At 55.2% G+C, this 15,666-nt stretch carries 9 protein-coding genes; 5 read left to right on the forward strand and 4 right to left on the reverse strand.

The window, feature by feature from the left end; translation table 11 throughout:
* Position 1 precedes the first annotated feature (1 nt).
* On the forward strand, positions 2-1,738 hold the full coding sequence (locus P40081_RS01580) for a DUF8769 domain-containing protein (RefSeq protein WP_042132850.1): 1,737 nt from the start codon (positions 2-4) through the stop codon (positions 1,736-1,738).
* A 141-nt stretch (positions 1,739-1,879) separates the two neighbouring features.
* On the opposite strand, the gene hflX is transcribed toward P40081_RS01580, so the two are convergent.
* Positions 1,880-3,157, reverse strand: a complete 1,278-nt coding sequence (gene hflX, locus P40081_RS01585; RefSeq protein WP_042132851.1) for a GTPase HflX — start codon at positions 3,155-3,157, stop codon at positions 1,880-1,882.
* Positions 3,158-3,817: 660 nt separating this feature from the next.
* On the opposite strand from hflX, the gene P40081_RS01590 reads away from it, so the two are divergent.
* Positions 3,818-4,612, forward strand: a complete 795-nt coding sequence (locus P40081_RS01590; protein ID WP_042132852.1) for a hypothetical protein — start codon at positions 3,818-3,820, stop codon at positions 4,610-4,612.
* Positions 4,613-4,618: 6 nt separating this feature from the next.
* On the opposite strand, the gene P40081_RS01595 is transcribed toward P40081_RS01590, so the two are convergent.
* Positions 4,619-7,651 (reverse strand): DEAD/DEAH box helicase, encoded by a 3,033-nt coding sequence (locus P40081_RS01595; RefSeq protein ID WP_042132853.1) that lies wholly within the window; start codon positions 7,649-7,651, stop codon positions 4,619-4,621.
* Positions 7,648-9,285: an SWIM zinc finger family protein gene (locus tag P40081_RS01600; RefSeq protein ID WP_042132854.1), complete on the reverse strand. Its 1,638-nt coding sequence runs from the start codon at positions 9,283-9,285 to the stop codon at positions 7,648-7,650. The genes P40081_RS01595 and P40081_RS01600 overlap by 4 nt, the downstream gene beginning before the upstream one ends.
* Positions 9,286-9,516: 231 nt before the next feature.
* Here P40081_RS01600 and P40081_RS01605 point away from each other — a divergent pair, with 231 nt between their 5' ends.
* From P40081_RS01605 to kdgT, 3 genes are all read left to right on the forward strand, one after another.
* Positions 9,517-11,835, forward strand: a complete 2,319-nt coding sequence (locus tag P40081_RS01605; RefSeq protein WP_042132855.1) for a helix-turn-helix domain-containing protein — start codon at positions 9,517-9,519, stop codon at positions 11,833-11,835.
* Positions 11,836-12,006: 171 nt separating this feature from the next.
* Positions 12,007-13,020: a tripartite tricarboxylate transporter substrate binding protein gene (locus P40081_RS01610; RefSeq protein WP_042132856.1), complete on the forward strand. Its 1,014-nt coding sequence runs from the start codon at positions 12,007-12,009 to the stop codon at positions 13,018-13,020.
* Positions 13,021-13,202: 182 nt separating this feature from the next.
* Positions 13,203-14,207: a 2-keto-3-deoxygluconate transporter gene (kdgT, locus tag P40081_RS01615; protein WP_042132857.1), complete on the forward strand. Its 1,005-nt coding sequence runs from the start codon at positions 13,203-13,205 to the stop codon at positions 14,205-14,207.
* A gap of 382 nt (positions 14,208-14,589) precedes the next feature.
* Here the strand turns inward: kdgT and P40081_RS01620 are convergent, their stop codons facing one another.
* Positions 14,590-15,576 (reverse strand): phosphotransferase enzyme family protein, encoded by a 987-nt coding sequence (locus P40081_RS01620; protein ID WP_042132858.1) that lies wholly within the window; start codon positions 15,574-15,576, stop codon positions 14,590-14,592.
* Positions 15,577-15,666 lie beyond the last annotated feature (90 nt).

The following is a 15,666-nucleotide window of genomic DNA, read 5'->3' on the forward strand; positions in this document are numbered from 1 at the left end:
GATGACCGTGAAGGAAACCGCAGAGCCTGTAAATAAAGAGATGAACCATCTGCAGCTGCTGATTCAAAGAATGGCCGGACTGGAGTCCCGTTATGATCCGGGCATCTGCATGCTGCGTTCCCCGTTCAGCAGCCCGGGTTATCATACGACCCTGAAGCAGGCGGAGTTCATCCATTCCACCAGAGATTCACTCTCCTATGCACTCGGACTGCTTGATACGGAGCTGGCCCGTTATGAACAGCGGGCATTCGATATCATCCGGCAGGTGATCTCCCTGCAGGATACCGACCGGAGCCATGCTACCTTCGGGATCTGGTCCTGGTTCTATGAGGAGCCGCTGCACCAGATGGCGCCTCCGGACTGGAACTGGGCCGATTTCTGCGGCAGCCGGCTGGTTCAGGCGATCGCACGCCACGGCCACCGCTTTCCGGAAGGCCTGCGGGAAGATATGATTCATTCCATTGATTATGCCTGCGAGGCGATTATCAGGCGGAATGTGGGTCCGGACTATACCAATATTGCGATTATCGGAGCTTTTGTTACGAGAATTGCCGGGGAGCAATTAGGACGCGAGGATTATGCGGCATACGGTCTGGAGCGGCTTCGGAAGCTGCATGCCCATACCATGGAGCATGGGGCTTTTCAGGAATACAACAGTCCGGTCTATACCTACATTGCCATTCTGGAGCTGTCGAAGCTTCAGTCCGAGACCACGGACAGCACGGTCAAAGCACTGACCGGAGAACTGCTTGAACTGACCTGGAAGACCGTCGCGGGCTATTATCACCCGGCCACGGCCCAGTGGTCCGGGCCGCATTCCCGCAGTTACGGGGCGCTGCTGAATGAGCAGAGCAAGGCTTTTCTGCAAATGGCGACGGGAGGAGCGGTGAAGTTCTTCCCCTGGAAGGAGCTGCCCTACGAGGAAGAATGGTATAGGAGCGGCATCCACTGCCCGCCTGCTTATCTGGCTGGCTTCACGTCTCCTGAGACGAAGGAAGTAAGGCAGCTCTTGGAAGGCGAAGGGGAGGGGCAAATGGACGGCGGCAAATGGGCGGTCACCTATATGACCCCGCAGTTTAGTATCGGTTCCTTCACACATAGTGATCTGTGGAATCAAAGACGGCCGCTGGTGGTCTATGCGGACAATCATGGCCAGCCGGCCTATATCCGGCTCCGCTGCCTGCATGACGGCTATGACTACTGCTCTGCACGCTTCAAATCACTGCAGGAAGCAGAACATTTGCTGTTCGGTGTAGATTTCATTACGGACGGCGGCGATACTCATCCGAATCTCGACCGGACCGGCGGCATCATTGAGGCCGCAGATCTGCGGCTGCGGCTGGAGATTGGCGGGTGCCTGGATGGGATCATCGCCGGGCCTACGGAAGAAGGGGCGAGCATCATCATTGGGGGAACCGCGTTTAACCTGACGACCTGGTTCGCGGCATTCAGCGGGCATGCAGGTGCGGTGCGCAGCTGGGCGTGGGAAATTCATAACGCGGAAGACAGCATAAATATCGATATGATTCTCTATACAGGCCCGCGCAGAAGCATTGATTTCATCTCTTTACAGCAGGCAGCGCTGGTATTCTCACTGGAGGTACAGCCGGAGCATGAAGAGGCGGTTTACGCTGAACCGCTTCTGGAGATGACAGATGACGGCGGGTTACGTGTGAACCGCAGCAGCGGAAGGGACGGAGGGTTCTTGCTTCAATTAAATCCCGGTCCGGCAAAATAAGGCGGACAGATCGGCTGTCCGCGGGTCTTTAAGGAGTTTACTGCCGGAAGTATTCACTGCTTCCGGTGCTTCCATATACAACAGCAGGAGCAGGCCCCGGTAAGAGTTACCGGGGCCTGCTCCTGTTACATAGAGAGGATTCTATTGCGAAAGCTCTACAAAATCACCCCGGAACCGCTCATAATCGGCGGCCCGGCACTCCAGCTTAAGACGTGTGCCCTGCTCTTCATAGCTGACGGACTGCACATCGGCATGCTCATTGAAGTAAGAAACAATGCTGCCCCGGTCGAACGGGACCAGAATCTCACACTGAATATAATCGGTAAAGATCCGGCTGCGGATCAGCGCCGTAAGCTCGGTAATTCCGCGGTTCTTCAGCGCAGAGAGCGTTACAGAATTCTCCTGGACCTGCGGATAAGGCTGGTCCGTCAGATCAGCTTTGTTGTAGGCATACAGGGTGGGAATGCCGTCAGCGCCCAACGCCTTCAGGGTCTCATCCGTTACAGCCATATGCTGCTCATGCTGCGGATCGGAAATGTCGACCACATGGATCAGCAGATCCGCTTCCGTGACCTCTTCCAGTGTCGAGCGGAAGGCCTTGACCAGATGATGGGGCAGCTGGCTGACGAACCCGACGGTATCTGTGAGCAGGAAGGTTTTGTGATCGGGCAGATCGATACTGCGCACTGATGTTTCGAGAGTGGCGAACAGCATATCCTTGGCGAAGACCCCTTTGCCCGAGCCGGGATGATAGGTCTCCACCAGCGTATTCATTAAGCTCGACTTGCCGGTATTGGTGTAGCCTACGAGACAAACGACAGGCACCTCATTCTTGTGGCGCTGCTTACGCTGAATCTGGCGCCTTGAGACCTGTGCTTGCAGCTCTGTCTGGAGGACGGAGATACGCTCCTCGATTCTTCTGCGGTCCAGCTCCAGCTTCGTCTCCCCGGCCCCTCTGTTCTTCAGGCCGGTTCCGCCTCCGCCGCCTTGTCTGCCCAGAGATTCGCGCAAGCCCGTCAGGCGGGGAAGCATGTACTGCAGCTGCGCTACTTCCACCTGCAGCTGGGCTTCCTTGGTTTTGGCACGCTGCGCGAAGATGTTCAGAATCAGAATCGTCCGGTCAATGACCTGATGGTCAAGCGTTGATTCCAGATTACGGATCTGGGACGGCGACAGCTCATCATTAAAGATAACGATGGGCGCATCATGCTGCTCCATCAGCAGCGCCAGCTCCTGGATTTTGCCGGTTCCGATATAATGCGAGGGGTTCACCCGGCTGGACTTCTGGCTGAGCTCAGCCACGACCTCAATCTCGCAGGCGGCTGCCAGATTGCGCAGCTCCTCCATGGCGTAATCGAAGTTATTGTCATTCTGCAGCTGTACACCGACGATGACTGCTTTTTGTTGTACGGATTCCATATATAGTTCAACCTCCATTGTTAAATTTGGACATAAAAAAGCACAGGCAGTCTGCCTGTGCTAAAAGGATTGTGAGGATCAACAGAATAGGGTCCTGTAGAGCCGTTACACCAATAACAGTTCTACAGCTATGGCACTCCCGTAGATAATATGAAGCCAAGAACCGGCAGCGTCAGGGAGGAATAGTTCTCTATTCCAGCCAGGCATGGGCTGCGGTTCAGTATATTCACTATGGGGATGCAATTCCTAAAGGCATACGCCGGGCCGGGCGGAGCAACCTCGGTTCTCCGTTCAGATACAAGGGAAATTATAGACTTCACGCTATAAATTATCCTGTTGTCCCGCGTATAAGTTCAAGCTATGGGCTGCCTCTAAAAATGGATAGACCTATCCTGAGTCCTCTGCACAAGGCAGAGCTTTCGCGCTATGAAGCTGTAATTAGCCGCGTAAGTTACGAATCCGGATATAATCTATCACACTGAGCCCTCCGTTCTAAAAAAGTTAAGTTGATTTTAGCACAGCGGATATAAAATGGCAACTGCGCCCAGTTACGGAAGCGTCTGAGGGCTGTGGAGTGTCTCCCGCTGTCAATTAACCAGAAACTTCTAATCTGCTCGGCATATGATATATGAAATAGCTTTAATAGGAGGGTGATGAGCTGTGCCTGTATTGACAACCAACATGTTAACAAAGAACCCTACCTTGGGAGCAGGGCCTATCAGTCAAGCTGTCGTGAAGGTAGTGAACAATGGAACCCCCAGAGGAGTGGTCTATTTAACCGGGCTGAATAATGATGTAAGTCCGGCGACGCTGTTCGCCCAGGAGCTGTTCGAGTTGAATTACAGGGAAGTCGTAACCAAAACCTATAATGTGACACAGACGTTTTTCCAATTCAATGTAGTGTACTCACAGGAGCAGGTCCGTGTCCGTGTGTTCCTGATTGACAGCAGCGGGGTCTGGATTCCCGTTCCCATGCTGCCGATTGCCGTAGGCCGGATCACTTCGGAATTCCGTGACAATATCACCGTTACTGATAGCGATTTCGCGGCCATCAGCTTCCGGAGAAGTGCCTTAGTGACCATTCCTGAAGCGGTGACTGCCGAGATCAAAACGGATGGACTGGAGATTCTGGCCTCTACCCCCATCCGCTATAAAGTGATCGCCGGCGGAAGCGTAAACGGAGCCTTTGTGAACTATCCTACGCCGACTACAGCTATTCCCGTAACTGAAACGGCGCTGCAAGTGAACTATACATGTACTGCAGTTACTGGCGGAAGGGTCATCACTCAAGGAATCGGCTCCGGCATATCGGGTGCGTACCAGAATGTTGCCGTGAATCTGGTAAATCAGCAGCTGCTCTACGACATGCAGCAGGAGCCAATCACGCTGGTGGTCAGCTCACTGGCCGGGGAGGACAATCTGGCTGCAACCTTTAGAATGTCAGAGCAGTGGTGAACTCCGTTAACCGACCCATTCCCTCCGCAGCGTGAACAGATCCTTCAGCGCGTCCGTAGACAGCTCGGTGATCCAGCCCTCGGAGCCGGAGATCACATCGTCGCTGAGCTGCTGCTTGCTCTCCAGCATCTCGTCAATCTTCTCCTCCAGCGTGCCGAGCGAGATGAACTTATGCACCTGCACGTCCCGGGTCTGGCCCATGCGGTAGGCACGGTCAGTGGCCTGGTTCTCCACCGCCGGATTCCACCAGCGGTCGAAGTGGAAGACATGATTGGCGGCGGTCAGATTGAGGCCGACACCGCCCGCTTTGAGCGAGAGGATAAATACATTCGGCTGATCGGACGGCTGGTACCCGGAGGCGGCATCGGCTTCACCGGCAGGCAGTGCGGGGGCCTGGAACCGTTCAATCATGCGGTCACGGGTGCTCTTCGGGGTGCTGCCATTCAGATACAGCACCGGTTCCTGCAGCTCCTGCTGAAGCACAGCCTGCAGCATCTTGCCCATGCCGACATACTGGGTGAAGATCAGGCAGCGCTCATTCTCTTCGCGCAGCTCGCGGACCATCGCCAGCAGCCGTTCCAGCTTCGCAGACCGTTCAATCAAGGCGCTGGTGTTCAGAACGCCTCCGGCCTCCGGCTCGGGCAGCGCCTCTTTGGTCAGCAGCATTGGATGGTCGCACAGCTGCTTAAGGCTGGTTAAGGCGGCCAGAATGGCACCCTTGCGTTCAATGCCCTCCAGCTTCTGCATCCGTTCGAGCAGGCTGTTCACGTTCTGGTCGTAGAGCGCCGCTTGCTCTGCTGTCAGATTAATGTAGGTTTTCATTTCATTCTTATCCGGTAGATCGAGCTGAATGGCCGGGTCCTTCTTCTTGCGGCGCAGCATGAACGGCTTGACCAGCCGCTGCAAGTCTGCGGTTTTTTCGGCATTCCGCTCTTTCTCAATGGCGTTAGCGAACCGGTCCTGGAATCCTTTCGGAGTGCCGAGATAACCCGGTGTGATGAAATCGTAGATCGACCACAGCTCGGACAGCCTGTTCTCAATCGGTGTCCCCGTCAGGGCGATCCGGTGCAGGGCCGGGAAGCTGCGCACTGCGGCCGATTGCTTCGTTCCGGCGTTCTTGATATTTTGCGCTTCATCGAGGCATACAGCCGCCCAGGTGAACTGCTTCAGCAACTCCTGGTCCAGCGCGGCGGTAGCATAGGAAGTGAGGACCACATCGGCCTGCGAAGCAGCGCCGTAGAAATATCCGGCATCCAGCCGTCTGCTTCCATAATGAAGCATCACGTTCAGGGAAGGGGCGAAACGCTGCAGCTCCTTCTGCCAGTTGCCGAGCACGGAGGTCGGGCAGATGATCAGCGAGGGCCAGCCGGCCGGCTCTGTCTGCCGCCGGGCCACCGGTGCGCCGGAAGCTTCCGCTTCCGCCTCCTGCTCCTTCATGTGGAGCAGGTAGGAGATCAGTTGCACCGTCTTGCCGAGCCCCATATCATCGGCCAGACAAGCGCCGAGGCCGAAGCGGCGCAGGAATACCAGCCAGGCATAGCCTTCATGCTGGTAGCTGCGAAGCTCGGCATGGAGGCCGGCCGGAACCTCCGGCTTCGGCCACTGGCTGCGCTGTCCGAGCTGGCCGATGATTCCGACCAGATGCTCGTTCAGCTCGACCTCCAGCCGGACGCGGGCTGCTTCCTCCTCGGCGCGCTGTGCTTCGGCCTCCTCCGCGTCCGCGTCTGCACCGCTATTTAGCAGGTGCAGCTGCAGTACATCCTGGAAGGACAAGCCCTGCGACTTGTCCATCCCGGCCATGGCCCGCTGAATCTGCGCCAGCAGCGCAGGGTCCAGCGGAATCCACTTGCCGCGGAACTGGACGAGGCGTTCCCCGCGCGCAACGAGGTCGGCGAACTCCGCCTCGGAGAGATCGGCGTCGCCGATGGAGATGCGCCAGTCGAAGTCGACGAGCGCATCGAGGCCGAACAGCGACTGCCCGCGGCCCTCGGCGGTGCCGGAGCTGATCTTCGCGCGCAGGCGCGGCTTCCTGCGGCTGGCGGCTTCCCACCACGCCGGCAGCAGCACCTGCCAGCCGGCCTCCAGCAGGAGCCGGCTGTCGGCCGTGAGGAACCGCCAAGCGACCGCGTCGCTAAGCGGTTCAGCCAGCACATCGGCGCCGCGCCCGATGTGCTCGGGAAGGCTGTCACGCAGCCGTGACAGCCACCCGGCCGCGCGCTCGTGGACATGCTCTGTCCACGATGCGGGCCACAGGCCATGCGGCTCGCCGTCCCCGGTGAGCCGCAGCGGCACAAGCGCGGACTCGTCGCGCTTGTCCTGCAGGAGCAGCTGGAGCCGCCAGTGCGGCAGCTCTTCGTCCGGTTCAAGCAGCTGCAGCGCCGGCCGGAACGGCGCGGTGTCTGCCTTCCAGCCGATGGACATCAGCCAGCTGTCTTCGTCCATCCCGGCCGCACTGCCCGGGCTCGCGCTGAACAGCAGCGGGAACTCACTGCGCAGGTCACCGGCTTCCGCATCGGTGCCGTAATAGCGCTGGAAGACCGCCGCAGAGAAGGCGGCCCGCAGACCTTCGGCGAACCCGCTGCGTCCCTCAAGACTATGCAGCGCCGCCGCATCGTCCCAGTTGCCTTCGGCGGCTTCCGCCAGCGCCTTCTCCTCCCAGGCCCAGCGGAGCTGGCCTTCCCGGAAGGCGGAGAAGCTGGGTGCATACTGCTTGTTATCCAGCATTCCTGCCAGCAGCGGGGCCAGCCGCTTCAAGAGCTGGGCATCGCCCTGCCAGCTCCAGCCGACATGCCGGAGCAGCCGCAGGCTGGCGAAGAACGGAATCACCTGCTCGGCAGGAAGCACCACGAGCTCGACCTCATCCGCCTTCGAAGTAGTAAGCTCCGTTCCATAGAAGGATTCTTCATGCCAGGCGAACAGCATCTGCTTCAACTGGACGCCGGGTACATAATCATCCCGGTCATCAACACCGTAGATCAGCGCGTCGCCATACTGGCTTAAGGCGAGCTGGACCGTAATATTGCGCATCATTGTGTTCATGGAATCAGTTTTCCTTTCCGCAGTTCCTCCTGAAGAGCGCGCAGCCGGCTGTGCCGGTCCGTGAAGGCTTCGAGGAATTCCTCCCAGCGTGCTTCGCGTTTCAGCTTCTTGTACAGCTTGGACAGACGTTTCAGCAGCTTCACCGCTGCTTTGTAGCTGTGCCGGTTTTTGTCCAGCACGAATCGTTCCACAGCCTGATGATAGAACGGCAGGAGCAGCTCCGGTGCATTCTTCTCCACCGGCTGCAGGTCGCTGACCCGGAAGTCGGCAGGCTGCCGCCCGGCCGATAACTGCATATCCATCCATTCCTGCCATTTGCCGTAGGTCAGCAGCTGCTCTTCATAGATCTCGCGCGACAGCGGCAGCATACCGGCCAGCGTATCCCACATCCGGGGCTCGGCTTCGGGCAGATGACGGACCGCTTCATCCCAGTACCCGGCGTACTCCTGCAGATTGTACAGCCGGCTGCTGAGCAGCGGGCCAATCTCTGCCAGCCATGCCGTGAGGCGTGTCCACTGCCGGGCTTCGGCCAGCGGGGCCAGGAAGCTTATCAGCTCCTCCGGGTGCAGTCCGGGCCGCTCGGCTGCTGCGCGCAGCTGTTCCATAGCGGCGGCATCATCATGCAGAGAATAATACATCCGGCTCTCAGCCAGCAGCAGGGCATGGCGTGAGGCTGAAGCCCCCAGAGCTTGTCCGGCCGTCCGCAGATGCTCCAGCTCTTCGGCATACAGCTCCGGTCCGCTTAGATTCGGCGTAATCCAATTGGTCCACAGCAGGGTATAGCAGTAAGAGAAGTAGGGCTGATCCCGCGAACGGTCGCGGGCTTCCGTCAGCATCTCGCCCCGCAGATAGGCGATTGTATCGTATACTCTGGGCCATTCTTCAGGGGCCTCCGCCAGCGGCAGGCCTTTCTTCATCATGTCCGTGATATGCTTTTGCAGCTCGGAAATCGCAATTGAAGTATAGTAGCCGACAGAATAACCAAGTGAGGAGAGGTTCGCCGCCAGCGGCTGTCCTCCAGGCTTAACTAAGCTTTCCAGCACACAGAGATGAGTATGAAGCTTGAACAGCTGGGCGGCAGCGGGAGACAGCTTGGGGCGGACCCCGGAGATGGCGGCCAGCGCCCGGTCGGCATACTGCGGATTTCGCACGGTATGGGCCAGGGGCTCTATGAGGAGTGCCATATATTCACGCCACTGCTGCACAGTGGCCTCTGGAATAAGCGCCTCCAGCTTCTTCAGCTGTTCCCCGCGCCGTCCCGGAACTCCTTGAGCAGGGGCAGAAGGGATCTTGGGAATGTCCACAAGTGCCTTGGCATTGGCAATCGAATGTACAGGTTTGCCCTGAAGCTCCGCGTAGTACATCAGCACAGCGGCCATATGCTTGCACGGGCCGGATACCGGACAGTCGCAGCGGCTCTCCAGCAGATGCTCCAGCTCAACGGCAACCATATAATCTTCCCGGCCTTCAACGATTGACATGATTTTCCTGTCCGTCCTCATCTGGAAGGCATGCACGCGTTTTTGTTTATAATATTGAAACCCCCGTTTAAGGGTCAGATCATCAAAAATCCGGGCCACATCCGAGATAAGGTTGTCCCATCCGGCATCATCCATGGCATAATTTGGCTGCATCGCTATCGTTCTCCTGTAGCAGATTGGTGTTGAAACAGTACTGCCCCTGCAAACAGGACGGCAGCGCCGTTTCGGATTGAATCATTCCTTTCATTATATCATTTCTGTGTATTTTATCCGTAAATGCTTAAAATCTTAAAGGGTATGACATGCTCCATATTGAAGTATAGGTGAACATGCTACTCTAAGGTCTGGACCAAGAGAGAACGCCGGAAGGATGAAGCTAAGGCAATGCTGCGATTTAAATTGAAATATCTGCTGAACAACAAACAAAACCGGCTCATTCTGATGCTGACGGCAGGAGTATCACTTCTGATCACTTTGATCGGGTTATTCTCCTATAGAGAGTACCGCAACGCACTGGATACCGAGCTTAATACACCGAATGTCGAATTGCTGCAGATTAACGTAGATGTGACGAACCGGGCCTTCCGCGAATCCGATAACAAAGCGGTCGATTTATCCTTTCACCCGGCTGTACTGAAATATATAGAAGCCGCTACCGGGGACAATGCCGGCATTGCCGCAGAGCCGCAGGAATATCTCAAGACGCTGGCGACAGAGCCGGATGTGCATGCCATCAGCGTGATCAAGTTCAAGGATCATTCCGTCCTCTCGAGCGGCTACGGCTACGTATCCTCCTGGGAGCATGCGCCGGAGCATGCCTGGGAGTCCTGGATCGGGGAGATTAAGGAGAAGCCGCTTCTGATCAAAAGAAGGCTGTACACCGGCACCGACTCCCGTCTCCGAGAAACAGAGCTGCTGTCTTTGGCCCGGCCGGTTGTAGAGAACGGGGAAGTGACCGGCGCGGTGCTGATCGATCTCGATTACGATATGCTTTTCTCCAAAATGTATACCCATCTCTCGAACTATCAGCTGGTGTACAACCTGGAGGGGGAGCTGATCTATCCCAAGCTGAACCTTCCGTTCCCGCTGGCGGACATGCAGAATGTACTGGAGGATATTGATGTCAGCCCGTTTGCCCATGTCCGGATCGGCGGACAGGCCTATATGGCCAACCAGACCTTCTCGAATGTGACCGGCTGGCGGCTGATTTCGCTGGTACCGATGGAGCAGCTGCTGAAGAATGTGAAGATCGCGCGCAATATGATGCTGATGCTGTCCCTGATCTCGATCGCCGTAGGTCTATCCGCTATTTATTATTATAATTTTGCGGCCTTCCGGCCGCTCAAGCGGATTAACAAGCTGCTGCTTCCCGAACAGAAGGCGGCCGGGCAAGGCGGTCTGTATGATCTGGAGCCGGTTATCGGCAAGCTGGTCGGTGACTTCCAGAGCAAATCGCTGGTTGCGGACTGGAGCCTGCCGGAGCTGCGTTCCAAGTTCGTGCAGGATCTGATTACGCGAAGTATCGGCACCCAGGAGACGCAGACGAAATTTGAACATTATTTTGGCGGCTGGACGGAAGGTCCGTTCGAGACGCTCGCCTTGTCTATTGACCGTCATACCCAATGGGCGGCGGGGTTCATAGAAGAAGATCAGCTGCTGCTCAAGTACGCAATGATCAACATTGTGCACGAATACTTCGAAGCTTCGTGGCGGTCCGTCATCGCGGCACCGCAGAAGGACAGTCTGGTCATCCTGCTGCAGGCCAAAGGCGGCGAAGAGAAGCCGTTATATACAGAGGCGCGTAAGCTGGCCGACCTTATTCTTGAAGTGCTGAATATATCAGTGTCCATTGGCATCGGCGAGCAGGCCGGGGCGATTGCCCAGGTGCCGCGTTCCTATTCAGAGGCGCAGCTGGCTCTATCCTACCGGTTATATGAAGGTTATGCCCATGTCCGTGTGTATTCACATGCGGAGAACAAATATGAAGAGAGCAGCGGGGCGGCTGATGATGCCTGGAAGCAGGAGATGCTGAGTGCCCTGAAGTCTTCCGACGCCCAGGCTGCGCAGGAGTGGATCCGCAGATGGTCGGCTGAGACCCGCAAGAAAGGAATTCAGCCGCAAAAAGTATTCCGCACCGTCGATGACCTGCTGGAGGAAATTCTGCATATAACGGCGGCCGGGGGATACCCGCTGCCTGCCGAGCTGGCTGACTACACCTGGCATCAGGTGTCGACGATGGAGCTTCATGAGATTGAGGACATGCTATGCAGCATTGCTATTCATATGGCCGGTGCGTTCGGAGCACACCGGCAATCGAAGGAATTCCTGCTTGTACAGAATCTCATCAAGTATATGGAAGAGAATCTGCAGTTCAATATCGGACTTCAGGATATCGCCTCCCATGTGAATATGGGGGTGTCCTCGGTGAGTACGATCTTCAAGGAAGAGACCGGAACAACCGTGTATGACTATCTGACCAACCTCAGAATTGATAAAGCCTGTGAATTGCTGCAGGACAGCACCCTGCGGATCGCCGATATTGCGCTGCAGGTCGGTTACCAGAATGAGAACAGCTTCATCCGTGTATTCCGTAAGATTAAATCAACGACTCCGGGCAAGTTCCGGGAGAACAGCAAATCTTCCAAAGAGTATGCAGATCGGCCAAAACCGCGCCATTCCGGCGTTTCTGAGGATTCAGAATAAGATTATGCGATTGAAGGAACACCCCCGAATGCGATAAAGTTCTATTTGAGAAAACTTTCACAGCTCCCCGGAAGGGCGGCTGATGCTCAGAGAATTCGGGGGTGAAGCAGCGGGCGCAGGGCCAGCATAAGATTCAGCAGGCTGCCCGATTACTGTTAATAGAGAAGAGGGATGGTTTTGAAGCGGACAACCAAACTAGGAATCTGGGCAGCATCAGTACTCGCAGTTCTGCTAATCCTTAGAACCTTCATTCAACTGACGGGCGATGCGGAGCAGAAGAATGCCAGCACCGGTTTTCCCGGGCGGCCGATTACACTGATCGTGCCCTATGCGGCAGGCGGAGGAACTGATACCACGGCAAGAGCACTCGCCAAAGCGACAGAGAAGGTGCTGGGCCAGCCGATTATTGTGGTCAACCGGACGGGCGGCGGAGGCTCAGTAGGACTTATGGAAGGCGCGGGCGCCAAGGGCGATGGCTATACCGTCACTTTTTTGCCGGCCGAGCTGACGATTCTTCCCCATCTGGGACTATTGCCGATTACCTATGAGAAGTTCAAACCCATCGCACAGACGAATTTTGATCCTTCCGCCATTACCGTAAGACAGGACGCGCCATGGCAAGACGTAAATGAATTTCTCGACTTTGCGAAAGCGCATCCAGAGGAACTCAAAATGGGAAACGCAGGAACGGGGAGCATTTGGCATTTGGCCGCCGTAACCTTGGAACGGGAGACAGGTGTGAAGTTTGCACATATTCCTTTTGAAGGCGCAGGGCCAGCCGTTTCCGCTTTGATGGACGGATTCGTGGACGCGGTGCCGGTCAGTCCCGCCGAGGTGAAGAAGTATGTAGATGAAGGCAAGCTGCGGACACTGGCGGTTAACGCCGATAAACGCTCAGAGGCGCTGCCGGATGTGCCGACTCTGGAAGAGCAGACCGGAATACATGTGAACTTCACCAGTACATGGAGAGGACTTGCTGTGCCGAAGGATACGCCGGATGCCATTGCGGAAGTGTTGGCCGGGGCATTTATCAAAGGGACCGAGGACAGGGCTTTCCGCGAATATATGAAGTCGAACGGACTTGGACTGCTGGTGAAGGACGGCAAAGCCTTCTCGAAACAGCTTAAGGAAAGCGATGATTTATTCGCCAAAATGATTCCGGAGCTCGGACTAAGCCGCAGGTAACCTGTACGAAATGTGAAAGCGCCATCAGGCAAAGTGATCTCAGGAAACCCGCTTGCTGACTAGCAGGATTGTAGTGAACGGGGATTTGCTGGGGCTGGTTTGCTGCGCCTTCATAAGGAACAATAAGCATGATATTCAATATTATATAAACTCATTATGAGTAAGAGAGGTATGGTAATCATATGAAAATCAAAAAGACATTAGATCGGATTCCCGGCGGAATGATGCTGGTTCCACTGTTCCTGGGAGCGATCATTCACACCGCTTTTCCTGATGCAGGCGAATATTTCGGAGGCTTCACCAAAGGCCTGATGACAGGAACTGTGCCGATTCTGGCCGTATGGTTCTTCTGTATGGGCGCAGCGATTGATGTAAGAGCAACCGGAACGGTACTCCGCAAATCGGGTACGCTTGTATTAACCAAGATTGCTGTAGCATGGGTTGTAGCTATGATCGCGATCCAGTTCCTGCCTGAGGGCGGTGTGCAAACCGGCTTCTTCGCCGGATTATCAGTCCTCGCCATCATCTCCGCCATGGATATGACCAACGGCGGCCTGTACGCTTCCATCATGCAGCAGTATGGTACCAAAGAAGAATCAGGAGCATTCGTGCTGATGTCACTTGAATCCGGCCCGCTTGTAACGATGCTTATTCTGGGCAGCACCGGTGTTGCCGTATTCGAACCGCATCTCTTCATCGGCGCTGTGCTTCCGTTCCTGATCGGCTTCATCCTGGGTAACCTGGATCATGACCTGCGTGCTTATTTCGGCAAAGCCACCCAGACCCTTATTCCGTTCTTCGGTTTCGCACTGGGGAGCTCGATTGACCTCGGCGTTATCGTTGACACTGGGCTGCTTGGTATTCTGCTTGGCGTAGTGGTTATCATTATTACAGGCGTTCCGCTGATCCTGGCCGACAAATTCATCGGCCGCGGTAACGGCACCGCCGGACTTGCTGCCTCCAGTACTGCCGGAGCTGCTGTCGCCAACCCTATGCTGGTGGCGAATATGAAGCCGGAGTTCCTGCCCGCAGCCCAGACAGCCACGGCGCTGGTAGCCGCCTCGGTTATCGTAACGTCCATTCTGGTTCCAATCATAACCGCCTACTATTCCGACTATATGAAGAAAAAGAACCCGCCGGCAGCAGAGGGTCCTATAGATGCTAAGATTCAGGAAGCAGTGGTATAATAACATCGGATAACAACGATAATTAGATATATTGGAGTTTCTGCATGCGTAAGCCGCAGCAATCACATTGGCAAGACCCTCCGAAAACCGCCGCTATGGCTGTTTCCGGAGGGTCTTTTTAAAGTATAGACGGGAACGGGCGAACATTGAATCGTCCGGAAACATAGCAGTTGGATTTTCTCCACTTGCTGATTATCGAAGAGCGCCTATTAAAACAACAGTTGGAAAAACAGCACTTAAATTTCTTCATATAAGCCAAAGCCGAGGAAAGCTCGAAATTAAATGCCGTTTATCCATTTATTTGCCGCGGACCCGCTAAAACAACTAAATTAAGATACGTTTTTCCACTTAATCACAACTCAGTGAACAGGCTTCTGCCAAGCTATAATTTGATATCGCAGCCACCGAACGATTGGCCACTCTGAATAAGATGAACGGCATGGGCAATTGCAGCTTGCTGAGCTTCAGACAGCCGAATCTCATCCCCGTCCCAGCTGCTCAGCCACCAGAAATAAGAGCATATATTCCGGTAGTCCATGAACATGGGGATCTGCTGAATCCAGTAACTGGCGAGAACATTATACCTGGAGTATCCCGACAGGAATTCAATTAAGAATCGTTCAGCAAACTCATGCTTGGAATGCCGGTCATCCGCCGGGGAGCCCCACCATACGGCATGAGTTGCTGCAATGGCAATATCAAGCGCATACCAGCCATAGATGCTGTCATCGAAATCAAATACCGTAATCTCACCATTATCGATGTGGAAATTATATGGATGGAAATCATTGTGGATCAATCCATACGATGCAGCATCTTTGGGCAAATTGGAGATTGAATCCTCCAGGGCTTTCAACTTATCCAGCAGGATCAGGTAACGACCCTGGTTCAGATTGGGATTATTAATATGCCACTTTCCCCAGTCAGCTCTTCTTTCGGCAACGTCTGCAGCAGGATAGGACTTGGTAAGCAGATGCATTTGCCCCATGGCTTCTCCCCATTTTCTGAATATCGGGGGGCCCCACAGCTGCGGATTGCTTTTATCAAAAAAACGTCCGGGTGCCATATGAAAGGCTGTAGCAATAAAACGCTGTTCCTGATGTCTGCAAACAGCAGTGAGCTGCCCATCCGAGGTGTGAACAGGAAGGGAGGCGCGCACACCGTTCTGTGCCAGATAACAGACCCAGTCTACTTCAGCTTTTATTTGTGCATTATATGCATGGGGTTTCGCAGATAATCGTAAGATGTAAGGCTGATTGTGTAGGGTAAACCGGTATACCTCATTGCAAGAGTCGCTGATGAAGACCAAAGTCTTCACATCAAAACCAAAGGAGTCTGCAGCTTGGACCAGCAGTTCTTGACTGACCATACGTAACCTAACCTCATCTCGTGCTTTAGCGTCTCCCGGCCGGGTGCACCCTCAGGTTAACAGCATTTCCCGCTGAAATATAGACTTATA

The sequence above is a fragment of the Paenibacillus sp. FSL P4-0081 genome, from assembly GCF_000758565.1.
GTDB lineage: Bacteria > Bacillota > Bacilli > Paenibacillales > Paenibacillaceae > Paenibacillus_AQ > Paenibacillus_AQ phytohabitans.

Coding starts and splice junctions, on each gene's coding strand:
- P40081_RS01580 (WP_042132850.1), top strand. CDS start 2: ATGACCGTGAAGGAAACCGCAGAGCCTGTAAATAAAGAGATGAACCAT.
- hflX (WP_042132851.1), bottom strand. CDS start 3,157: ATGGAATCCGTACAACAAAAAGCAGTCATCGTCGGTGTACAGCTGCAG.
- P40081_RS01595 (WP_042132853.1), bottom strand. CDS start 7,651: ATGAACACAATGATGCGCAATATTACGGTCCAGCTCGCCTTAAGCCAG.
- P40081_RS01600 (WP_042132854.1), bottom strand. CDS start 9,285: ATGCAGCCAAATTATGCCATGGATGATGCCGGATGGGACAACCTTATC.
- P40081_RS01605 (WP_042132855.1), top strand. CDS start 9,517: ATGCTGCGATTTAAATTGAAATATCTGCTGAACAACAAACAAAACCGG.
- P40081_RS01610 (WP_042132856.1), top strand. CDS start 12,007: ATGGTTTTGAAGCGGACAACCAAACTAGGAATCTGGGCAGCATCAGTA.
- kdgT (WP_042132857.1), top strand. CDS start 13,203: ATGAAAATCAAAAAGACATTAGATCGGATTCCCGGCGGAATGATGCTG.
- P40081_RS01620 (WP_042132858.1), bottom strand. CDS start 15,576: ATGGTCAGTCAAGAACTGCTGGTCCAAGCTGCAGACTCCTTTGGTTTT.